The 21,619-nt window shown below is 62.8% G+C and carries 18 protein-coding genes; 8 read left to right on the plus strand and 10 right to left on the minus strand.

Annotation, left to right across the window (positions count from 1 at the left end; genetic code table 11):
* Positions 1 to 35 precede the first annotated feature (35 nt).
* The 6 genes from ACZ5R1_RS06275 to ACZ5R1_RS06300 all read right to left on the minus strand — a co-directional run bounded on the left by ACZ5R1_RS06275 (position 36) and on the right by ACZ5R1_RS06300 (position 7,667).
* A complete protein-coding gene (locus ACZ5R1_RS06275; RefSeq protein ID WP_464712894.1) occupies positions 36 to 842 on the minus strand; it encodes an ABC transporter ATP-binding protein in 807 nt (268 codons plus the stop codon).
* Complete coding sequence (locus ACZ5R1_RS06280; RefSeq protein WP_027598299.1) at positions 824 to 1,837, minus strand: FecCD family ABC transporter permease; 1,014 nt, start codon at positions 1,835 to 1,837, stop codon at positions 824 to 826. The genes ACZ5R1_RS06275 and ACZ5R1_RS06280 overlap by 19 nt, the downstream gene beginning before the upstream one ends.
* Positions 1,834 to 2,874: a FecCD family ABC transporter permease gene (locus ACZ5R1_RS06285; protein WP_464712895.1), complete on the minus strand. Its 1,041-nt coding sequence runs from the start codon at positions 2,872 to 2,874 to the stop codon at positions 1,834 to 1,836. Before ACZ5R1_RS06285 ends, ACZ5R1_RS06280 begins: the two co-directional genes overlap by 4 nt.
* Positions 2,871 to 3,815 carry an ABC transporter substrate-binding protein gene (locus tag ACZ5R1_RS06290; protein WP_464712896.1) on the minus strand — a complete coding sequence of 315 codons (945 nt, stop codon included), beginning with the start codon at positions 3,813 to 3,815 and terminating at the stop codon, positions 2,871 to 2,873. The genes ACZ5R1_RS06285 and ACZ5R1_RS06290 overlap by 4 nt, the downstream gene beginning before the upstream one ends.
* 249 nt (positions 3,816 to 4,064) lie before the next feature.
* Positions 4,065 to 5,315: a hypothetical protein gene (locus ACZ5R1_RS06295; protein ID WP_464712897.1), complete on the minus strand. Its 1,251-nt coding sequence runs from the start codon at positions 5,313 to 5,315 to the stop codon at positions 4,065 to 4,067.
* Between the two features lie 231 nt (positions 5,316 to 5,546).
* Positions 5,547 to 7,667 carry a TonB-dependent siderophore receptor gene (locus ACZ5R1_RS06300; RefSeq protein WP_464712898.1) on the minus strand — a complete coding sequence of 707 codons (2,121 nt, stop codon included), beginning with the start codon at positions 7,665 to 7,667 and terminating at the stop codon, positions 5,547 to 5,549.
* Between the two features lie 165 nt (positions 7,668 to 7,832).
* Between ACZ5R1_RS06300 and guaB the strand changes: the two genes are divergently transcribed.
* Complete coding sequence (gene guaB / locus ACZ5R1_RS06305) at positions 7,833 to 9,302, plus strand: IMP dehydrogenase (RefSeq protein WP_007160653.1); 1,470 nt, start codon at positions 7,833 to 7,835, stop codon at positions 9,300 to 9,302.
* Between the two features lie 83 nt (positions 9,303 to 9,385).
* A complete protein-coding gene (guaA, locus tag ACZ5R1_RS06310) occupies positions 9,386 to 10,963 on the plus strand; it encodes a glutamine-hydrolyzing GMP synthase (protein ID WP_064309367.1) in 1,578 nt (525 codons plus the stop codon).
* Between the two features lie 317 nt (positions 10,964 to 11,280).
* Here the strand turns inward: guaA and ACZ5R1_RS06315 are convergent, their stop codons facing one another.
* Positions 11,281 to 12,021: an ArsR/SmtB family transcription factor gene (locus ACZ5R1_RS06315; protein ID WP_464712899.1), complete on the minus strand. Its 741-nt coding sequence runs from the start codon at positions 12,019 to 12,021 to the stop codon at positions 11,281 to 11,283.
* A gap of 73 nt (positions 12,022 to 12,094) precedes the next feature.
* Between ACZ5R1_RS06315 and ACZ5R1_RS06320 the strand changes: the two genes are divergently transcribed.
* Both ACZ5R1_RS06320 and ACZ5R1_RS06325 read left to right on the plus strand, forming a co-directional pair.
* Complete coding sequence (locus ACZ5R1_RS06320; RefSeq protein WP_464712900.1) at positions 12,095 to 13,252, plus strand: cytochrome P450; 1,158 nt, start codon at positions 12,095 to 12,097, stop codon at positions 13,250 to 13,252.
* Positions 13,252 to 13,596: an antibiotic biosynthesis monooxygenase family protein gene (locus ACZ5R1_RS06325; protein WP_081320917.1), complete on the plus strand. Its 345-nt coding sequence runs from the start codon at positions 13,252 to 13,254 to the stop codon at positions 13,594 to 13,596. The genes ACZ5R1_RS06320 and ACZ5R1_RS06325 overlap by 1 nt, the downstream gene beginning before the upstream one ends.
* A gap of 244 nt (positions 13,597 to 13,840) precedes the next feature.
* Here the strand turns inward: ACZ5R1_RS06325 and ACZ5R1_RS06330 are convergent, their stop codons facing one another.
* Positions 13,841 to 14,344: a putative quinol monooxygenase gene (locus ACZ5R1_RS06330; RefSeq protein WP_464712901.1), complete on the minus strand. Its 504-nt coding sequence runs from the start codon at positions 14,342 to 14,344 to the stop codon at positions 13,841 to 13,843.
* A gap of 48 nt (positions 14,345 to 14,392) precedes the next feature.
* The gene (locus ACZ5R1_RS06335) at positions 14,393 to 15,301 is read right to left on the minus strand and encodes a LysR family transcriptional regulator (protein ID WP_464712902.1); all 909 of its coding nucleotides are present in this window, start codon (positions 15,299 to 15,301) and stop codon (positions 14,393 to 14,395) included.
* A 269-nt stretch (positions 15,302 to 15,570) separates the two neighbouring features.
* On the opposite strand from ACZ5R1_RS06335, the gene ACZ5R1_RS06340 reads away from it, so the two are divergent.
* The 4 genes from ACZ5R1_RS06340 to ACZ5R1_RS06355 all read left to right on the plus strand — a co-directional run bounded on the left by ACZ5R1_RS06340 (position 15,571) and on the right by ACZ5R1_RS06355 (position 19,242).
* Positions 15,571 to 16,557 carry an aldo/keto reductase gene (locus ACZ5R1_RS06340; protein WP_464712903.1) on the plus strand — a complete coding sequence of 329 codons (987 nt, stop codon included), beginning with the start codon at positions 15,571 to 15,573 and terminating at the stop codon, positions 16,555 to 16,557.
* A 234-nt stretch (positions 16,558 to 16,791) separates the two neighbouring features.
* Positions 16,792 to 17,778: an aldo/keto reductase gene (locus ACZ5R1_RS06345; protein WP_464713266.1), complete on the plus strand. Its 987-nt coding sequence runs from the start codon at positions 16,792 to 16,794 to the stop codon at positions 17,776 to 17,778.
* Positions 17,779 to 17,975: 197 nt separating this feature from the next.
* On the plus strand, positions 17,976 to 18,479 hold the full coding sequence (locus ACZ5R1_RS06350) for a (R)-mandelonitrile lyase (protein ID WP_464712904.1): 504 nt from the start codon (positions 17,976 to 17,978) through the stop codon (positions 18,477 to 18,479).
* Positions 18,480 to 18,576: 97 nt separating this feature from the next.
* Positions 18,577 to 19,242 (plus strand): carboxymuconolactone decarboxylase family protein, encoded by a 666-nt coding sequence (locus tag ACZ5R1_RS06355; RefSeq protein WP_464712905.1) that lies wholly within the window; start codon positions 18,577 to 18,579, stop codon positions 19,240 to 19,242.
* Positions 19,243 to 19,528: 286 nt separating this feature from the next.
* On the opposite strand, the gene ACZ5R1_RS06360 is transcribed toward ACZ5R1_RS06355, so the two are convergent.
* Complete coding sequence (locus ACZ5R1_RS06360; RefSeq protein ID WP_464712906.1) at positions 19,529 to 21,475, minus strand: putative bifunctional diguanylate cyclase/phosphodiesterase; 1,947 nt, start codon at positions 21,473 to 21,475, stop codon at positions 19,529 to 19,531.
* Positions 21,476 to 21,619 lie beyond the last annotated feature (144 nt).

Below are 21,619 nucleotides of genomic sequence, written 5' to 3' on the forward strand. Positions count from 1 at the left end.
CCTGGAAAACCGCGCAGCGTTTTCCGGGACGAGCCCTAGTAGGGAATCACCAGCGGCGTACCCGCCAGGGGATTCTCGATCACCGCGCATTTGAGGCCGTACAGCGCCTCGATCAACTCGGGGCTGACGATCTCCGCCGGCGGGCCCTCGGCGAGGATGCGGCCGGCGCGCAGGGCGATGATGTGGTCGGCGTAGCGACAGGCCTGGTTGAGGTCGTGCAGCACCGCCACCAGGGTGCGGCCGCCTTCGCGGTTGAGGCGGCAGAGCAGCTCCATCAGCTCCACCTGGTGGGCGATGTCGAGAAAGGTGGTGGGTTCGTCGAGCAGCAGCAGCGGGGTCTCCTGGGCCAGTGCCAGGGCGATCCAGACGCGCTGGCGCTGACCGCCTGACAGACTGTCCACCGCCCGCTCGGCCAGCTCCAGGGTGTTGGTGGCTTCCAGGGCGTGCAGCACCGCGCGCTCGTCGGCATCGGTCCAGCCGGCGAAGGCCTGGCGATGGGGATGGCGCCCGCGCGCCACCAGATCGCTGACCAGGATGTCGTCCGGCGCCACCGCGCTCTGCGGCAGCAGACCGATGCGGCGGGCCACCTCGCGGGTCGGCAGGTCCTGGATCAGCCGGCCATCCAGGCGTACCTCGCCGGCACTGGGACGGATCAGTCGCGCCAGGCTGCGCAGCAGGGTCGACTTGCCACAGCCATTGGGGCCGATGATCACGGTGAAGCGGCCATCGGGCAGCTGCACATCGAGGTCGGCGCAGATCGGCTGGCCGCCGTAGCCGACGGTGAGAACGTGGGCGGCGAGGCGACTGGAAGGGGCGTCTTGGCTCATGAGGTCCGCCGCCATTCGCGGCTCAGCAAAAAGATCAGATAGAGGCCACCCAGGGCGCCGGTCAGCAAGCCGACCGGAATCTGGAAGGGCGCCAGCAGCCGCTGGGCCAGCAGGTCGGCCAGGGCGGTGAGGCAGGCGCCGAGCAGGGCGGGGGCGAGGATGCCGAGATCGGCGCTGCGGGTCAGGCGCCGGGCCAGCTGGGGCGCCGCCAGGGCGACGAAGCCGATGGGACCGGCGGTGGCGATGGCCAGGGCGGCCAGGGCCACGGCGACCGCCAGCAGCAGATTCTGGCTGGGCAGCACGGCCAGGCCCAGGGCCCGGGCCAGGTCGTCGCCCAGCTCCAGCAGGCGCAGCCGCCGCGCCAGCCAGGCGGCCAGCGGCAGGAGCAGCAGGCAGCCGGCGAGCAGGGTCAGGGTGCGACTCCAGGTCAGCATGTCCAGGCTGCCGAACAGCCAGAGCCGGGCCTCCTGGGCTTCGTCCAGTTCGGCGCGGGTCAGCAGGTATTCGTTGAGCGAGGCGAGCAGGGCGCTGACGGCGATGCCCAGCAGGATCATCCGCTCGCCGCGGATCCCCGCCAGGGCCGCGAGGCCCGCTACCAGTACCGCGGCCAGCAGTCCGCCGCCGAGGGCACCCAGCATCAGCGCCGCGCCGCCCAGTTGCAGCCAGAGCAGGGTGATCAGGGCGCCACTGGCCGAGCCGACGGTGAAGCCCACCAGGTCCGGACTGGCCAGGGGATTGCGCGCCAGGCGCTGGAAGATGGCGCCGCTGGCGCCCAGGGCGGCGCCGACGCCAAAGGCCGCTAGCAGCCGCGGCAGGCGCAGATCCAGCAGGATCAGACTGGCCAGGGCATCGCCCCGGCCGAGCAGGGTGACCGCCACCCGGTGCGGTGCCGGGGCGAAGGCGCCGCCGGTGAGGGTCAGGGCGCAGATGCCGATGGCCGCCAGCAGGAGCAGCAACAGGCAGGCCTTGAAGCGCGCCGAGCGGCGGGGGGCGAAGCGATGACGACTCAAGGGCGCACCCGCCGGGCGGAACGGATGATCAGCGCGAGCAGCACCGGGGTACCGAGCAGGGCGCAGACGATCCCGGCTTCCAGCTCGCCTGGCAGGGCCACGCGGCGGCCCAGGGTGTCGGCCAGCAACAACAGATTGGCGCCGGCCAGGGGCGCCAGGGTCAGGATCCAGCGCCAGTCGGCGCCCACCAGCAGGCGCAGGGCATGGGGCACCACCAGGCCGAGAAAGCCGATGGGTCCGGCCACCGCGGTGGCGGCGCCGCACAGCAGCACGATGGCGACGAAGGCCAGCAGCCGCAGTTGCCCGGGGCGGGCGCCCAGGGCGCGACCCAGGTCGTCGCCCAGCGCCAGGGCATTGAGACGGCTGCCCAGGGGCAGACCCAGCGCCAGGCCGATCAGCAGCAACGGCAGGATGCCGAGGGCGCCGCCCGGCGTCTGGCCGCTCAGGGCGCCCACCGCCCAGAAGCGGTAGCTGTCGAACACCGCGCTGTCGAACAGGGTGATGATGCCGGTGCAGGCGTTGAGGCTGGCGCTGAGGGCGATACCGGCCAGGATCAACCGTATGGGCTGACCACGGGCCGGGGCACTGCCACCGAGCAGATAGACCAGGCCGGCGGCCAGGGCCGCTCCCAGCAGGGCACAGGCCAGGCGCGTCGGGGCATCGTCCAGCCCCACCAGCGACAACCCGGCCACCACGGCGAAGGCCGCCCCGGCATTGATCCCCAGCAATCCGGGATCGGCCAGCGGATTGCGCGTCAGCGCCTGCATCAGGGCACCGGCCAGGCCCAGGGCGGCGCCTACCAGCAGTCCGAGCAGGGTGCGCGGCAGGCGCAGCTGCCAGAGCACCACGGCGTCGGTAGAGTCATCGGGCGCGACGAGCAGGTGCAGGATCTGCGCCGCCGACAGCGACCGCGCCCCTATGCCCAGACTCGCCACCACCGCCAGCGCCAGGACGATCAGCAGCAGGACCAGTACCAGGCCACCGCGGGTCGCGGATGCTCGTTGCGCCAGAGGCGCGGGGCGGACCGGCGCGGTCATGTCACCCCCAGGGCGCTGGCGACCGTGCTGAGCACCTGGCGCGCGGCGAGGGGGCCGGCGTTGAGATAGAAGGCGTCGGTGTCCACGCGGATGGCTCGGGAATTGCTCACCGCAGTGAGCCGTAGCCACAGCGGCTGTCGCGCCAGGCTGGCCAGGGCGGTGCCCTGCTCGGCATAGAACAGCCAGTCGGCGTCGGCCAGGTCCAGCAACTCGGCGCTGACATCCCGCGAGGTGCCCTTGAAGCGCTGCGCCGCCGGACGGGTCATGCCCATGGCTTGCAGCAGTCCGCCGGCAAAGGAATCGGCCCCCATCAGGCGCAGTCGCGCGCCGCTGGAAAACAGCAGGGAGGCGGAGGGCGGCTGGGCGCCGAAGCGCTGCGCCAGGCCGGCCAGCTCAAGATCCAGGTCCGCCAGCAGGCGCTCGGCCTGCTGGCGACGGCCCAGGGCATCGGCCAGCAGCAGGAAATCCGGTCGCCAGTTGCCGCCGGTGCCGCGCGCCACCACCGTGGGGGCGATGCGCGAGAACAGCTCCAGCCCGCCGGCCTTGAGCACGGTGCGATTGAGCACGATCAGATCCGGCGCGAGGCGCGCCAGGGCTTCCAGATCCGGTGCCTGACGACTGCCCAGATCGACCATGGCCTCCAGCTCCGGCGCGCGATTGGCGAGGGCAGTGTGCAAATAGCCGGGCGCCAGTTCGCGATTGTCCACCCGGGTGGTGCCCGCCGGGATCACGCCCAGGCTCAGGGCGGCGTCCAGCTGGCCGGTGGAGATCACGGCCACCCGCTGGGGTTGGCGCGGGATCAGGGTGCTGCCCACCACATGCTCCACCTGCCGCGGAAAGTCGCCATCAACGACCGCTGCACGCGCGAACACCCGACCGGACAGGCCGGCGAGCAGGACGGTACCGGTGGCGAAGTGCAGAAGGGTGCGGCGATCGAGCATGAGGGGGACTGGCTGAAGACGGAAAGAGGCCCGCCAGGCGGGCCGAGGCCCCGTGGCGGGGCGGCTAGGATAGAGCATCAGCACCTGGCTGACATCCGCTGTCCATTGCCTCTTTCCGGCTCAGGGCGATTTTCTTCGCCCGCTCTCGGCGGTGCTGTCGCCTCCATCGTTCCGAGCCGCCAGATCGCGCGAAAGCCAAGGGACCCCGACGTCTGGGCAGGCAGGGATCCCGCGGCCGGGCGCCGGGCCCTAGCTGCCTATGCCGCGCGGACCGGCGGACACCGTACCGGCCACGTCCTGCAGATCCTGGATGCCCACCAGTTGGATCAGCGAATCGGCGGCGTCGATCTGACCGGTATCGCCCACGTTATGCAGAACGTAGGTGTCCGAGCCATAGTGAAAGACCGCGGCACGCTCGTTGTAGGCCATGGATTGCGCCACCTGTTGCAGTGCGCCGTACAGGCTGGTGGCGCCCTTCAGAGCCGCATCCTCCACCGTGGTGACCGCCTCGGGTTTCTGGATCGAAAAACCGAAGATGAGCTGGTCTTCACTGGCCTGGTAGTCGGTAATCGTTACGTGGTTGGCCGCCAGAGAGCGATTGGCGGCGGCGCTGCTGCTGCCATCGAAGTTGGCCAACGTGCCGTTGCCCAGGGTGTCGACGATGAGGTAGTCCCGGCCTTCACCCAGGGTGATGGTAGCGCCGTGACCGTAGTTGCCCCTTACGGTGGCATTGTGCGCCGCGACGCCCTTTTCGATGGACAGGTCGATGGAGTCTCCACCCGCACCGGCGTTGATGACCATATCGGCCTGCTGGATGTAGGCCGAGATATCGTCCCCACCGGCACCCGTGTCTATCGTCAACGGCTTCACCCTGGAATTGCCGAGCGCGGCGACGCTGTCCAACTCCGCTGCGGCGATGGTGCTGACATAGAGAAAATCGCCCGCGCTACCGGTCGTTACCGTCTTGAGAAAGGCGCTCTCGCTACGCACGTCGGGGCCATCGGTTCTGTAGGCATTGGTCAGGTCGATGAACAGGCCAACGGTGGACTGGGAGCCGTCGAACGTCTGCAGCCCGTCGAAGTTGCTCAGGTCGACGTGAGACCACAGGTTGAGGTCATTGGTGGGCACATCGGTGAGGCTGACGGTCAGCTTGGCAATGCTCGAATCCAGCGAGGTGTCTCCCGGTGTGGTGCCGCGGGTATGGCCATCCAGGAGCGTTCGTTGCTCTTCGTAGTGACCGATGAGGCTCACTTCATTCAACGTCGAGCCTGCCGTGTAGTGCGGGCCGTTGGCGTCGAAGGTCTTGGCGAAACCGACCTTGGCCGCGGCGGCGTTGATGTCGAGGGTAAGGCGCGGCTGGTTCTGGAAAGCGTAGTAGCTGACGCCGTCGAAGGTACCGGCCGGCGTGGCGGGTACGGCGGCCTGGGCTGCCCTGGCAAAGGCGGCGGATGGATTGGAGAGGGTCTGGCCAGCGTCTAGCGGATGTTGCTTGGCAGTCATGGCGTTCATCCTTGGTGAAAGTCAGGTTGAGCGCTCGCTGAACTTGCTCAGAAGAGCAAACGACTTGAACAAACGAACGTGGGCTGGACAGTGCCTGCCTTTCCACGCTCCGTCAGTGAACCATGCCTCATTCGTTGGCGCTGAAAGACGTTGCCGGGAGGGGGCATCGCACCTCTCAGCCCTCGGCCTGTTTCGCACGCTGAGGGCTAAGAGGTAGACGTATTCCCTGGATCAGAAGCTCACGCTGGCACTCAACCGCGCCGTCCGCGGCTCGCCTACTGCCACCTGCAGCGGGCTGTTGGCGCTCGATGGGTAGTACTGCTTGTCGAACAGGTTGTCGACGTTGAGCTGCAGGCGGGTCTGGTAGCCGGTCACCGGCAGGTCCCAGCGCAGGAAGGCGTCGGCCACGGTGTAGCTGCTCATGTAGAAGCTGTTGGCCGCATCGCCGGCGCGCTCGCCGACGTAGCGCGCGCCACCGCCGAGGTGCCAGCCACCCAGGTTGGACGGCACCAGCAGGTGGTGGGTCAGGTAGAGGCTGCCGCTGTGCTTGGGCGCCTGCGTCAGGCGATTGCCCTCGTTGCTGGGATCGTCGAGCACCTCGGTGTGATCGTAGGCATAGGTGGCGACGACGTCCCAGCGCTCGGCCAGGCGACCGGTGAGATCCACTTCCACGCCACGCGAGCCGACCTTGCCGGCGGCTTCGCCAATAGTCAGGCCGCGCTCGGTACGAGTGGTGACCACGTTCTTTTTCTCGATGTCATAGAGCGCGACGTTCAGGTTCAGCCCCGGCGCCAGGTCATACTTGGCGCCTACCTCGAAGCTGCGGCCTTCTTCGGGATCGAAAGTAGTACCCAGGTCGTCCACCGTGGTGTTGGGGACGAACGAGCGGCTGTAATTGCCATACAGCGATAGATCGTCGGTGGCCTTGAATACTAGTCCGGCCAGCGGTGTCACTGCGTGATCGCGCTTGTCCAGGTTGACCACATGGGGTGCCAAACCCTGAGCCGCGTACTGGTCGAACTGTTGATAGCGCCCGCCGAGGACCAGGATCCAGCGGTCGTTGAGGTGCCAGTTGTCCTTGAAGTACAGGGAGGTCGAGTCGAGGTCGCTATCCTGGTTGCTCTGCGTCGGACTGAGATCGCTCGGCGGCGCCAGGTTGCCATAGACGGGCGCATTGATATTGATGTTTCGCCGCGTGTTGGTGTTGCGATAGGTCTTGCCGCGGTACTGGCTGTTCTCTTCGTGGTCGATGCCTACCAGCAGCTCATGACGTTGGCCAAACACTTCCTGACTGCCGATGAAGTCCCAACTGGTGTACTGGGTCTCGTAGTCGTAGTGGGCGCCATTGGCCGCCCGCAGCAGGTTGCCATTGGCGGCTAGAGAGGCTGGCTGAGCGAAGTCCAGGCTGTACCTGTCATTGTTCCAGGCGTAGATCAGCCGCGTCTTCCAGTCGTCACTGAGCTGGTACTCGAAACGAGCACTGGCCGTCTCGGTGATGCCTTTGGTCTGGGCCCATTTCTCGTCGAGGCGCTTGTCGTAGCTGGCGCTGCTGGGATGCCCATTGACGAACACCGTCCCCCGATCCACCGGGCCGGTGTAATCATTGTAGGAATAGGCCAGCGTCAGGCTGGCGCGCTCGCCGGTCCAGGACAGCGACGGCGCCACCAGGGTGTGCTGATCCACCCCGTAGTTGCGCCAGTAGTCCTCGCTCTGCCGCTCGGCGATCAGCCGATAGGCGAAGCCGCTGTCGCCCAGGGGGCCGGTGGTGTCGACGCCGAGATTGCCGCCGCCCTCGCTGTAGGCCGAGCCGCTCAGGGTGGTGCGCTGTTGATACTGCGGCTGTTTGCTGACCACGTTGATCAGGCCGCCCGGCTCCAGGGCGCCATAGAGCAGAGAGGCGGGGCCCTTCAGAACTTCCACACGCTCGGCGGTGGCGTCGAAGTTATGCGACAGATTCGAGCGCACCCCGTCGCGGAAGATGGAGCCGTCGGCGTTGGTGCCGAAGCCGCGTTTGACGAAGGCGTCCTTGGTCCCAGCCAGGGTGTTGCTCTGGGTCACGCCGCTGACGAATTTCGAGGCATCGTCCAGGGTCCGCACCTCGTAGTCCTGGATCAGCTGCGGAGTCACGGTCTGCACCGACTGCGCCTCTTCCCTGATCGGCACATCGCTCTTGCTCGCGGTCGAGGCCCGGGTCGCGCGATAGCCCTGGTCGGCCTCGGTAGCCGGAGCGGAAATGTCCATGGGCGCGAGGCTGGCGTTTTCCGCGGCCAGCAGGCCCGAACTGGTCGCCAGGGCCAGGGTGCTGAAGGCGAAGGGCGCGAAACGGCGAAGGGCTCTGGGCGGCGTGTTCAAGGGCGTTCTCGGAAGGGGCGGGAAAAGTGGCGGCGATTCTATGTTGATAGTCATTCTCACGTAAATCGAATCCTCTTACCGTTGGTGTCCAGGTCCGTTGCCGCCCATCCCCAAGCACAGGTATAATGTCGCGCTCCTAAATTTTCCCGCCCGGGAGCGCCCGCCATGCTGCGCATCAGCCAAGAAGCCCTGACGTTCGACGACGTTCTCCTCATCCCCGGCTATTCGGATGTCCTGCCGAAAGACGTCAGTCTCAAGACCCGCCTGACCCGTGGCATCGAGCTGAACATTCCCCTGGTGTCCGCCGCCATGGACACCGTGACCGAGTCCCGTCTGGCCATCGCCATGGCCCAGGAAGGCGGCATCGGCATCATCCACAAGAACATGACCGTCGAGCAGCAGGCCGCGGAAGTCCGCAAGGTCAAGCGCTTCGAGGCCGGCGTGGTGAAGGACCCCATCACCATCGACGCCGACGCCAGCGTGCGCGACCTGTTCGACCTGACCCGTATGCACAACATCTCCGGCGTCCCGGTGCTGTCCGGTCGTGACCTGGTCGGTATCGTCACCTCCCGCGACGTGCGCTTCGAGACCCGTCTCGATGTGCCGGTGCGCGAAGTCATGACCCCCAAGGATCGCCTGGTCACCGTGCGCGAAGGCGCCGACAAGCAGGAAGTCCGCGAGCTGCTGCACAAGCACCGCATCGAGAAGGTGCTGATCGTCGACGAAGCCTTCGCCCTCAAGGGCATGATGACCGTCAAGGACATCGAAAAGGCCAAGGCCTACCCCAACGCCAGCAAGGACGACGCCGGTAGCCTGCGCGTCGGCGCAGCCGTCGGTACCGGTGCCGAGACCCCCGAGCGCGTGGCCGCCCTGGTCGCCGCCGGCGTCGACGTCATCGTGGTCGACACCGCCCACGGTCACTCCAAGGGCGTGATCGAGCGCGTGCGCTGGGTCAAGGAGACCTATCCGCAGGTCCAGGTCATCGGCGGCAACATCGCCACCGCCGAAGCCGCCAAGGCCCTGGCTGACGCCGGCGCCGACGCGGTCAAGGTCGGTATCGGCCCGGGCTCCATCTGCACCACCCGCATCGTCGCCGGTGTCGGCGTGCCGCAGATCTCCGCCATCGCCAACGTCGCCGCCGCCCTCGAAGGCACCGGCGTCCCGCTGATCGCCGACGGCGGCATCCGCTTCTCCGGTGACCTGTCCAAGGCCATCGTCGCCGGTGGCTACTGCGTGATGATGGGCTCCATGTTCGCCGGTACCGAAGAGGCCCCGGGCGAGGTCGAGCTGTTCCAGGGCCGCTCCTACAAGTCCTACCGCGGCATGGGCTCCCTGGGCGCCATGTCCCAGACCCAGGGCTCCAGCGACCGCTACTTCCAGGATTCCGCCTCCGGCGCCGAGAAGCTGGTCCCCGAAGGCATCGAAGGCCGCGTCCCCTACAAGGGCCCGCTGGCGGCGATCATCCACCAGCTGATGGGCGGCCTGCGCGCCTCCATGGGCTACACCGGTTGCGCCACCGTCGAGCAGATGCGTACCAAGCCGCAGTTCGTGCGCATCACCGGCGCCGGCATGGCCGAATCCCACGTCCACGACGTGCAGATCACCAAGGAAGCGCCCAACTACCGCGTGGGCTGATTTCCAACCTGTTTCTACGTTGCGATTCGGGGCTGTCTAGACAGCCCCGAATCGTCTGAACCTAGCGCTATCGAGACCTGGCCATGTCCCAAGACATCCACGCCCACCGCATCCTCATCCTCGACTTCGGCTCCCAGTACACCCAGCTCATCGCCCGCCGCGTGCGCGAACTGGGCGTCTATTGCGAGCTGCACCCCTTCGACATGGACGACGCCGACATCCGTGCCTTCGCTCCGCGCGGCATCATCCTCGCCGGTGGTCCCGAGTCGGTCCATGAGGCTGGCAGCCCCCGCGCACCCAAGGCGGTGTTCGACCTGGGCGTGCCCCTGTTCGGCATCTGCTACGGCATGCAGACCATGGCCGAGCAGCTCGGCGGCAAGGTCGAAGGCTCCAACATCCGTGAATTCGGCTATGCCAAGGTCGACGTGGTCGGCAAGAGCCGCCTGCTCGAAGGCATCGAAGACCACATCGACGACGACGGCGTGCTCGGCCTGGACGTCTGGATGAGCCATGGCGACAAGGTCGGCAAGCTGCCGGACGGCTTCCACATCGTCGCCAGCACCCCCAGCTGCGCCATCGCCGCCATGGGTGACGACGAGCGCGGCTGGTACGGCGTGCAGTTCCACCCCGAGGTGACCCATACCAAGCAGGGCGGTCGCATCCTCTCGCGCTTCCTCAAGGACATCTGCGGCTGCGAAGCCCTCTGGACCCCGGCCAACATCGTCGAGGACGCCATCGCCCAGGTGCGCGCCCAGGTCGGCAGCGCCAACGTGCTGCTGGGCCTCTCCGGCGGCGTCGACTCCTCCGTGGTCGCAGCCCTGCTGCACAAGGCCATCGGCGACCAGCTGACCTGCGTCTTCGTCGACAACGGCCTGCTGCGCCTGCACGAGGGTGACCAGGTGATGGCCATGTTCGCCGAGAACATGGGCGTCAAGGTGATCCGCTCCAATTCCGAGCAGCGCTTCCTGACCAACCTGGAAGGCGAAGCCGACCCGGAGAAGAAGCGCAAGATCATCGGCCGCACCTTCATCGACGTCTTCGACGCCGAAGCCAGCAAGCTGGACAACATCAAGTTCCTGGCCCAGGGCACCATCTATCCCGACGTCATCGAGTCGGCCGGCGCCAAGACCGGCAAGGCCCACGTCATCAAGTCCCACCACAACGTCGGCGGCCTGCCCGAGGAGATGAACCTCAAGCTGGTCGAGCCGCTGCGCGAACTGTTCAAGGACGAAGTACGCAAGATCGGCCTGGAACTGGGCCTGCCTTACGACATGGTCTATCGCCACCCCTTCCCCGGTCCGGGCCTGGGCGTGCGCATCCTCGGTGAAGTGAAGAAGGAATACGCCGACCTGCTGCGCCGCGCCGACGACATCTTCATCAGCGAACTGCGCAAGGCCGACTGGTACCACAAGGTCAGCCAGGCCTTCGTCGTCTTCCAGCCGGTGAAATCCGTTGGCGTGGTCGGCGACGGCCGCCGCTACGCCTGGGTCGTTGCTCTGCGCGCGGTGGAAACCATCGACTTCATGACCGCCCGCTGGGCCCATTTGCCCTACGAGCTGCTGGAAAAGGTCTCCAACCGCATCATCAACGAAATCGACGGCATCTCCCGCGTCACCTACGACGTCTCGAGCAAGCCGCCGGCGACGATTGAGTGGGAGTGATCCCGCGGCCGGTATAGACCGGTGCGTTTAGCAGAAAAAACAAAAGCCCGCGTAATTGCGGGCTTTTGGTTTTTTGATGAGGGTGAATCCTGACCGTCATTCATGACCGACCGCTAGCGGTTGGTCAGCACCAAAGGAAAGGGCGATTATCCGTCGAACGCTCCGCAGAAGGCCTAGGCGCTTACGTGGAAAATTGCATCTGACGTGACCAGCCATTTGCCTCGGATGTGACTAGCGCACGGGTAGGTCTTGACCGGCAGGAATCGACCCAAAGCAGACATTAACACTCATGACGTCGGCAAATCCGAAGCAGTGAATCATGTCATGTTTCTTATGTCTGTTTTCTCCGTTTCCGCATGTCCAAAGGTGACACCAAATCGGCCAGATAGCTCTTTTCTGCCTTTGGGTGTCAATGCAAGTGCTCGGCTATCGAGGTCTTGGATAACCCATTTGCGGTTCAACACTGTCTGAAGCAAAGCTGCTCCAAGCGCACCGCCCAAATGAGGGCGCCGCATGCTCCAGTCCAGACACGAACAAGCGAACATGCGCCGCTGTGCCTTTACTTTCGCTATTTCGATATCCAAACCAAGAATTGCTGCTTCGCCGCAGTCAGTCAGTTGATACGCACGGTCATCAGCGTCAGCGCTGGTCAACCAACCTGACTCGATGAAGTGATCATGCAGACGCACTGCCAAGGTTCCGGCCATGTGGTCATAGCACGTACGCGCAAACTGCAATCGGTTAGGAGCGGTTGATACAAACCTCGGGTTCACGGATTGGCCAACCACCATAAGGGCTTCAAGAGCTTGTGCCACTTGTATGTCCGCCAGACTGTAATAACGATGCCGTCCCTGCGTGTGCAGCTTGAGCAACCCGTCCTCTTTGAGTCTCGCCAAGTGCGCGCTTGCGGTGGACGCGCTTACGTCGGCGATGACGGCCATTTCGGTACTGGTTCGCGCGTGACCATCCATAAGCGAGCAAAGCATTTTCGTCCTCGCAGGTTCGGCAATAGCGCCGGCGATCCGAGAAAGGGCAAGCTCATTACCTCGGCAATCCATATTTCGTTCCTGAGCGAATCGTCAGTGTGGAAAGTAGCCGATAGTAACCGTTCTTTGTGAACCGGACTTGCAAATGACGCCGTTTGAAGCAGCCACCCATGGCGATCCCTATAGTTACTACGCCCTCCTCAGGCAACAGAAAGCATTGTTTTTCGATGCAGATCTTGGTTTATGGATTGCAAGTGGGGCCGAAGCGGTCGAGGCCGTTCTGGAGAGCCCCGATTGTCGGGTGCGCCCCCTGCACGAGCCAATTCCTCCCGCCATTGCACAAGGCGCCGCCGGAGATGTTTTTGGTCGGTTGATGCGTATGAATGAAGGCGCTCGACATAGGTGCCCGAGGATGGTGATTGAGCCCGCACTAGCATCTATCGAGATGAAAGGTATTGCCGACATGGTGGCACGTGTGGTCACGACCCTTGGTGATTCCCTCAAAACTACAGACGAATTGATGTTCACGTTGCCGGCTTGCGTGGTTGCTTCGTTGATTGGGCTGCCATCTTCCCGCATGCAAGAAGTCGCAAAGCTGACACGGGATTTTGTGGCCTGCCTGTCGCCACTAAGTGATGAAGCGCAGATCAACGAAGCTCATTCTGGTGCGACCCAGTTAAGCCGAATATTCAGCGTGCTGCTGCGCGACGATAGTAGTGAAAGTCTTTTTTTGGCTCGCATCCGCAGCGAGAGCAAGGCCATTGAATGGGCAGACGAGGAAGCGCTGATTGCCAATCTGATCGGCTTGATGTCTCAGACCTGCGAAGCGACTGCAGGCTTGATTGGCAACACGCTTGTGGCGCTCCACCGAAATCCAGACCTGATTGGACACGGACAGCCTGCGCGGAGCCTCGTTGGAGACCTGGTGGCTGAGGTAGCGCGCTACGATTCGCCGGTGCAAAACACCCGGCGATTCGTTGCAAAGCGGTGCACTGTTGGCGATACCATCCTGGAGGCGGGTGATACTGTTCTGGTGTTACTCGCTTCAGCAAACCGGGATCCCAGCCTGAACCCAGACCCCGATAGCTTCTTGCTCAAGCGAAGCCACAGACGAGCCTTTAGCTTCGGCTCAGGGCGACATGAATGCCCAGGTCAGCAACTGGCGTTGACGATCGCCTCTGAAGCGATATTGGAGTGGTTGCAACGTCAGCCTTCTTCCGCTGTTCGATTGGATAGATGGAGCTATTTGCCGTCGCTGAATGGGCGCATTCCTAAATTTTATCTCGCCGAGGAGGCCCGGTGATGATCGCTGTTATTTTTGAAGCCTGGCCACGCGAAGGGCAATACCAGCGTTACCTTGACCTCGCCGCTGAACTGAAACCATTACTGGCCGAGTTGGATGGCTTCATCTCTGTAGAGCGTTTCCAAAGCCTGAGTGAGCCAGAAAAAGTACTATCACTGTCATTTTGGCGTGACGAAGAAGCTGTCCAACGATGGCGCGGCCTTGAGTTGCATCGTGCGGCCCAATCAGCAGGCCGCGAGCAGGTTTTCAACGACTACCATCTGCGAATTGCCCACGTGGTACGAGACTACAGTCTTGAAGACCGGACCCAAGCGCCGCGCGATAGTAGGAAAGCTCATACCTGATCGTTTCCATTCCGCAAACCGTGCAACGCAAACGGGTGATGTGCTGAGTCCAAAGGGGCTACACCGTTTGCTTTTTGGCCCTATTTTCATGGCGGGAAGTGTCTGCACCTGGCCGATTGCGGCTCGTTGCCACCGGCTGCAATCGGCCAAAAGCGGACGTCTATTCTTCAGGCAATTACGAGCCGGCAGACCAATCGGCCGCCCCTCGCCTGAGGCGCCGATCGAGCGCAACGCAATCAAGTCGTTAAGGCTGGACAGTGTTCGGCGCGGACGGGCGTTCGCTCATTTTCTTGAAGATCAATGGCATCGCTTCTGCATTCAAAGCTTCCATGTCGACCAGACGTAACGACTTCACCATCGCCAACGTCGAGCTCTTATACTTCTGGAAATGGGGCGATTTTATATGCGCATCGTAAGCATCGTGGCTCGCATAAATTTCCAGAATCCTGATGAGCGTCGGATTGTCCTTTTCTGCGGTCGGAAAAATGCAAAGAACCCCGGGCTCGAGGCGCATGGAGACTTCGGCCTCTTCGTTCAAGATGCGCTGATATTCTTCCAGGTGCTGATTGAATATCTCGATTTCGGAGATCCTGACAAGCATTTTTGGCTCCTGTGCATAAAGATCACCCAACGGTAGCAGTGCGACCAAAACGACGAATAGAAAGATTGCTACGCTGCGGCGCTCCAGGAATAGACTCGACATAATCTGCTTCCAGCTTCGTTTTTTCCAACGAGCACAACGGGTCATGCATGAATCTTCCGTCTACAACGAAGGATTGCTCGCGCAAACGCGCATCTAGTAGCCAAGCGGCTTGATCTCCCGAATGTATTCGAGCAAAAGCTTCAGCCCCGTCGGCAGTTGCCGGCGACTTGAATAATAGATGTGGAATCCCTCTGCCAGCGGGGCCCATTCAGTAAGCACCAGACGAAGCCGCCCAGCGTTCACATAGGGCGCAACCAAAGGCTCCGGGAAATACATCAAGCCTGCCCCGCCCAGCACTGCGACCAACCCGGTCTCCGCTTGATCGACTGTCACGGAGGTCGGCACGGTGATCTGCAGCGCTTCTCCATCGCGCTCCAACTCCCATCGATAAACCCGGTCGTCGCCCAGACGGTTGCTAATGCAGCGATGGTTGAGCAGATCGTCCGGGTGTGAAGGGGAGCCATTGCGCTCCAAATAATCAGGAGACGCCGCAATAACCCAGCGGATGTCGGCCGACAGCCGCCGTGCCACCATATCCTCAGGCACCGTGCCGCCATACCGAATGCCGGCATCAAAACCCGCGTCGGTCACGTCAACCAGGCGATTGCTAGCCACGATATCGAGTTCGACGTCGGGATAGCGGTCCATGAAGCCGGGCAGGATCGGCGCAAGGAGCAGATTGGCCGCCTCGACAGCTGCATTGATTCGAATCCGTCCGCTAGGGGTGTCGCGAAACCGGTTGAGCGTTTCCAGAGCCTCATCGATAGCTTCGAGCGGCTGACCGATCGCTTCGATGAGCGCCTCCCCTGCCGTTGTCAGCGTAACGCTCTTGGTGGTCCGGTTGAGCAGTCGGACCCCAAGCCTGCTTTCCAGTCCCTTCAACGCATGGCTCAGTGCCGATGCGCTGACGCCAATCTCGACAGCCGCGCGGCTGAAGCTGCGATGGCGGGCAATGGTCCGGAAGTAAATCAGATCGGCAACATCAGCACGCTGGGTTTGCATAAAGGCCTTCCAAATCGAGGGTGTCTAGCTTGGCGCTCCGATCGGGGTATTCGCTCTGACAAATCTTCGGTCCGGGTCCCGCCGGGCGAAGCCCTTGAGTCGGTGAGCCATTAAACCGCCTCATTACAACGTCTGCTCATGAGAATTTCTCACAAGTCTGTGCAAGAGCAACCCGCTAATTCAGTCCCATGACGCGCGCTATCGTTGTTCACCTGCGTCAACCGGAGCAAAGGGCTCCGACGGGCGCCATCACGTCATGGAGCAAATGCATGGATTACACGCATCTCGGCCGAACAGGTCTCCAGGTCAGTCGCCTGTGCCTAGGCACCATGAATTTCGGCGACGTCTCCAACGAGACGACGAGCCATCGCATCCTCGACGAAGCGGTCGAGGCAGGCATCAATTTCATCGATACGGCCGACGTCTACGGGACGGAACAATCACCGAACATCCCGCAAGGCTCTGGCCTTTCCGAAAAGATCATCGGCCGCTGGCTTGAACAGGGCGGCCGACGTGATCGCATCGTCTTGGCCACCAAGGTCTATCAGCCCATGGGGCCGGGGCCGAACGATCGGCGGTTGTCGGCCTACCACATCCGCAAAGCATGCGAGGACAGCCTGCGTCGGCTGAAGACGGACCACATCGACGTTTACCAGATGCACCACATCGACCGTCACACGCCCTGGGAAGAGATCTGGCAAGCCATGGAGATTCTCGTCCAGCAGGGCAAGGTTCTCTATATCGGCAGCAGCAATTTTGCTGGCTGGGATATTGCCACCGCGCAGTCGATGGCCAGTGCGCGCAACTTCCTTGGGCTGGTGGCAGAGCAAAGCCTCTACAACCTGGCAGCCCGAACGGTGGAGTTGGAAGTGATTCCCGCCTGCAGACATTTCGGACTCGGCCTCATTCCGTGGAGCCCTCTTGCCGGCGGCCTGCTAGGCGGTGTTTTAAAAAAGGCCACCGGCGGCCGGCGCGCAAGAGTCGCGTTCACGAGCCTCATCGAACACCATCGGGTGCAGTTGGAAGCGTTCGAAAGCCTCTGTGAGGACTTGGGCGAGGCTCCCGCGGATATCGCGCTGGCCTGGCTGCTGCGCAACCCCGTCGTCACCGCCCCGCTGATCGGCCCCCGCACCGTGGAGCAACTTCAGGACGCGCTGCGTGCGACGACGATCACAGTGTCAGAAGACACCGTGCGTTGCCTGGAAGAAATTTGGCCGGGCCCCGGCGGAGAGGCGCCTCAGGCCTACGCCTGGTAGCCCTTTTCCATCCCACATGACACTGGGACCTTTAAGCTTATGAGTGAACACATTTCCGGCACTTTCTCCTCTGACGATTCGGTGTCCATGGATCGTCGCCATTTCATCGTTACTGGAACCAGCTTGCTGCTGGCGGCAAGCGCGTTCTGGAGGCCTGAAAATGCCTTAGCACAAACGATAAGTATCAGGAGCGGCAGCGCGCTATCAGCTGGAGTCCCCGTTGAGGAGCAGATCATGGGCACGCGTAGACTCGGCTCGCTGGAAGTCTCCAGCATGGGACTTGGATGCCTGCCGATGGTGGGCTACTACGGCGGAGGTCCACGCGACCGCAAAGCGATGGTCTCGCTCATCCGCGCCGCTTTTGAACAGGGGGTCACGTTCTTCGATACCGCCGAGGTCTACGGCCCCTACCTGAGTGAAAAGTTCGTCGGCGAAGCCTTGGGCCCCATCCGTGATCAGGTGGTGATCGCTACTAAGTTCGGCTTCGGCGTCGACGAAGGCCGACCCACAACGCTCAATAGCCGCCCTGAGCATATTCGCCGGGCCGTAGACGGTTCGTTGAAACGCCTGAAGACGGACCGAATCGATCTTCTATACCAGCATCGCCCCGATCCCAGCGTGCCGATCGAGGACGTAGCGGGTACGGTGAAGGAGCTGATCCAGGCAGGCAAGGTTACGCACTGGGGCCTCTCAGAGGCCAGTGCCACTACCATCCGCCGAGCCCACGCAGTGCTCCCTGTCACTGCCGTTCAGAGCGAATACGCCCTGTGGTGGCGGGAGCCGGAAAGTCAGATATTCCCGACGCTGGAGGAGCTGGGAATTGGCTTTGTTCCCTACTGCCCAACTGCTCGGAGCTTTCTTGCCGGTGCAGTCAACCCAAGCCAGCGTTTCGACAAGACTGATCGCCGGCATAACCTGCCGCGTTTCCAGCCCGACGCCCTGGCAGCCAACATGCCGCTTCTACATTTCGCACGGGGCTGGGCTCAGCGCAAGAACACCACCTGTGCCCAGTTCGCCCTCGCCTGGGTCATGGCCCAGCGTCCGTGGATCGTACCGATCCCTGGGACCACTCAATATCCGCATTTAATCGAGAACATTGGGGCGACCAAGACCCAACTGACGGCTGACGAATTGCAGGAGATCAACGCGAGCCTGGCTCACATCTCCATGCATGGCGGCCGCGCCGACCCGTACACCGAGAGCCAGTTCGACCACAGCTAACTATTCACTACGGGGCCTATATCCGGCTGTGAAGGGCCCGACAAACGTGAAATACCCGTCTCATTTGGCGCAGACGGCAATTTTCATTGTTTAAACGCCTTCACCCTGCCGACAGCCCCCGTATCACATACCACGCAATTGCAGGATCAGCTCCAGATCTGATCAATCACGCAATCCCTTATTTGGAGATAACTAGCATGAGTAAGAAAATTGTCGATGTTGTCCTGTGCGGAGCGGCCATGCAGGCTGCCGTTGCAAATGCCTCTGAGCCTGCAACTGTAGTTGCAAACACGCAACAGATCAGCCGTGCCGGGGCGCAGGCGTCGATAGCAGGTCCAGAGCAGTACTTTACGGGACGCGTACGGATCGATCCGGTCTGGCCGATCGACGATCAGATCAATGCCTCTGGTGGACTCGTCACCTTTGAGCCAGGTGCGCGTTCGGCCTGGCACACCCATCCGGCAGGCCAGCGGCTGGTAGTCACCTCCGGGGTTGGGTTGGTCCAGGAATGGGGCAAGCCGGTTCAGCTAATTCGTCCTGGCGATGTGGTCTGGTGCCCAGCGGGCATCAAGCATTGGCATGGCGCCGCACCCGGCACCGCTATGACCCACTTGGCGGTTACCGGCTCGGTAGATGGGAAAAATGTCGAATGGATGGAGAAAGTTACCGATGAACAGTACAACGCCGACCGGGCTGATTAACCCGTCCTGGGCGGCCCGCGTACTTGGGACTGCACTCTGCCTGGTTTGCGCACTGGGCTTCGTAACACAGACATTGGCTGCACAGGAGAACCAATCCATGGCCGATAACCAAACATTAACCCTTCACAGCAAAACGCTCGATAATCGTCAGCAAAGCATCGTTCCCATTGCCGCCTTCGCGGCAGCCGGCGATATTGCTGGTCTGAACCGCGCGATCAATCAAGCGCTTGATAACAGCCTGACCGTCAGCGAGGCACGCGAGGTACTGATCCAGTTGTACGCCTACGCAGGCTTTCCTCGTAGCCTAAATGCCCTGGGCGAGTTGATGAAAGTGGTACAAGCTCGCAGACAACAAGGAATCATGGACCAACCCGGGCGCGAACCCACCAAATCGATTCCAAAAGGCGATAATTTGCTGGCAGTCGGAACTACAAACCAAACCAGATTATCTGGCGGACCCGTCGAAGGTGCATTATTCGACTTTGCTCCAGTCGCTAATGAATACTTACGCACCCACCTTTTTGGCGATATATTCGAACGCGATAATTTGGACTGGCAAAGCCGGGAAATCGCCACCATCGCGATGCTTTCTGCGCTGGAAGGCGTGGCGCCGCAACTGCAAGCTCATATACGTATCGCAATTAACACTGGGGTAACTCCGCATCAACTCCTCCATCTTAATCAGGTGCTGTCCGAACACGTCAGCGCCGATGCATCGCGGCGTGCCAGCGACGCATTGGAGCTGTATATGGACGTGCAGTAGACGCGCTCCGCTTTGCCTGAGGCCAGAAGATTAATGGGGCTTTGCAATGTTCACTCCTCGATTAGAAATGTAGTCTTATAGGGCAGCTTTGGGTCGGTAGCGGTCGCTTGTCGACATGCGCTTCTTGCCGCCAGCGGCCACGGAATGATCAAAATGAAGTGGCATGAGTGCCTACGTAAACCCAGGCGAAGCAAGGTGTTGCGGGATTAAAGTTGTGAGCAGACGTGGCTGAACCAGCGGTCGCTGCTTGAATATGAGCTCGCGTCGCACCTGATACCCCCGCGAGTCAAACCGCCAACACCTCAGCCAACTGCTCCCCTTCCAACCACCCCCTAATATCACTCGCCCGCATGGGCTTGGCGAACAGATAACCTTGCGCCCTGGTACAACCAAGATTCTTCAGCGCACCCAGTTCCGCAGCCGTCTCCACCCCTTCCACGATGCATTCCAGCTGCATGTCCTGGCACAGGGCGATTAGGGATTTGACGATCTTGAAGCTGGCCGGGTCGAGGTGGAGGTTGGTGACGAAGGTGCGGTCCACCTTGAGTTTGGTCAGGGGTAGGGCGTGGATCTGGCTCAGGCTGGAATAGCCGGTGCCGAAGTCGTCGAGGGAGATGCCGCAGCCCAGTTCGCGGAAGCGGCTGATGGCGCGCTGGGTCTGGGGCAGGTCCTGGATGGCGGCGGTTTCGGTGATCTCCAGGTCGAGGCAGGCCGGGTCGAAGGGGCTGCGCTTGATCAGTTCGACGATCTGCTGGGCGGCTTCCTCGGAGGCACAGTCGTGGGCGGAGAGGTTGAAGGCCAGGCGGATGCCTGCAGGCCAGCGCGCGGCGGCGTTCAGGGCCTTGTTCAGCAGGGGCAGGGTGAGGCGATTGACCATGCCGACGCGCTCGGCGGTGGCGATGAAATCACCCGGCGGGACGTTGCCCAGCTCCGGGCTTTCCCAGCGGGCCAGGGCCTCGAAGGCCACGGTCTGCTTGCTGTGGATGTCCACGATGGGCTGGAAGACCATGTAGAACTCGCGCTCCAGGTCAGCCCGGCGCAGGGCCTGTTCGGTCAGGCCTTCGCGATTGAGCTGCTGGCGATGGGCGGTGCTGAACAGGCAGGCCGTGCCGGGGCGGTGGCGCTTGCTCTGGTACAGGGCGTAGTCGGCGTATTCATAGACGTCCGTGGCAGAAAAGGCCTGGTCGGGAAAGGTCGCGAGGCCTAGCGAGCCACTGATCTGGATGGGCAGGTCCACCAGTAGGAAGGGCTCGCGCAGGCTGACGCAGACCCTTTCGCCAAAGGCCCGCAGCTGCTCATCGTTCAGGACCCCGGTGATGATCAGGCTGAATTCGTCGCCGCCCAGGCGGGCCAGGTGGACGTCTTCGCCCAGCAGCGTGCTCAGGCGCTGGCCGACCTGATGGAGCAGCCGGTCGCCCACGCTATGGCCATAGAGATCGTTGACCGGCTTGAAGCCGTCCAGGTCGATCAGGCCCACGGCCAGGCGGGTCCCCTGGGCGCGCGCGTCGGCCAGCAGCGTATCGAGGCGGGAGAAGAATTGCCGCCGATTGGCCAGGCCGGTCAGGCTGTCCTGGTTGGCCAGCTTGAGATTTTCCTCGCTGAGTTTCGCCGTCTGCGCCTGCATGTTCACCAGGCGGGTGAAGTCGCCGTACTGCGCCTTGAGGATGACCAGCATGGCGATGGACACCAGCAGGACGTCGATCGCCGTGGCCACGAAGGTGCTGATGGTGGTGGAGGCGAAGAACACCACGAAGGCCGTGTTGACCACGGCGGTGGTGGCCAGGGCCGCGGGCAGCAGGTGCATCATGCAGAAGATGCAGCCGATCACGGTGATCGCCATGTAGAAGCCCACATGCGCCTGGGTATAGCTGTCGCCATAGGGAAACAGCGCCAGCGCCCAGGCGGTGAAGGCCGAGGCCACGAAGGGCGCCAGCCGGTTGGTGCGCTTCAGGGCCGTGAGCATCTGCGTCGGGCTGCGCGGCTGATTGCGCGTGCGGAACCATTCGGCCGCCCGGATCACACCGAACAGCGTCATGATCAGCGGGCAGTAGAGCACCAGCCAGCGTGGCGCGACGGCATAGTGGGTGCCGGCCAGCATCAGGGTGTTGGTCAGCAAGATGAAGTACATCATCGGCAGCTGGCGCGACAGCGCAAGGTATTGCGCCTTGACCAGGCCAGGATTGTCCCTGGGCACGGACATCAGGGCGCGCACGCCGAGCAGGAGTCTCTTCATCGGGCAGGGCTCTGAAAATACGACCAGGTAATAGCTTGCACGGAATATCCTTTCCAGCCTGGGCGGCGCAGGGCTAAGGCTGCGCTCATGAGAGGCTGTCGGCTGGCGCCAGGAATTCTGCAATCTTTACGACTAGTGGCACCT

The organism is Pseudomonas sp. Pso3, assembly GCF_055393275.1.